The 537-nt window shown below is 63.9% G+C and carries 1 protein-coding gene; it reads right to left on the minus strand.

Annotation, left to right across the window (positions count from 1 at the left end; genetic code table 11):
• Window positions 1-143: 143 nt before the first annotated feature.
• Window positions 144-537: hypothetical protein (locus tag NZU74_20830; GenBank protein MCS6883769.1), on the minus strand; the 394-nt coding region annotated here is incomplete at its 5' end.

Consider the following 537-nt stretch of genomic DNA (forward strand, 5'->3'; position numbering starts at 1 on the left):
GCCGACCTGCTGATTGTGCTGTTCAATTTCGGCGCGAGCTGTTAGCCCTCACCCCCCTGCCCCCCTTTCCCGCGGCGTGGGAGAGGGGGGATTTTGATTCCCCTCTCCCGCGTGCGGGAGAGGGGCAAGGGGTGAGGGCTATTCTACGCCGCCTGCGCGTGCCCCCCGCTTATCTGAATCTGCGACAGCACTTCCTCAATAGTCGTGACTCCGTCGCGCACTTTTTGGAGGGCGTCCTGCTGGATGGTGTAGAGCGTGCCCTGCGGCGCGGCGGCGCGAATCTGCTCGCTGTCCGCCTCATGCGCAATCAGACGGCGCACCGGTTCGCTCACGATGAATAACTCATACAGCCCGACGCGCCCTTTGTAGCCGATGTCGTTGCACGCGCTACAGCCCACCGCCTGATACGCCTGCACCGGGCTACCATCGAACAGTGCGGTGATTGCAGGGTCGGTCAGGGTGGTTGGCTGTTTACACCGGTCGCACAGGCGGCGCACAAGCCGCTGCGCCAGCACGCCTATCAGCGCGGAGTTAATC

Source organism: Chloroflexaceae bacterium (genome assembly GCA_025057155.1).
GTDB lineage: Bacteria > Chloroflexota > Chloroflexia > Chloroflexales > Chloroflexaceae > JACAEO01.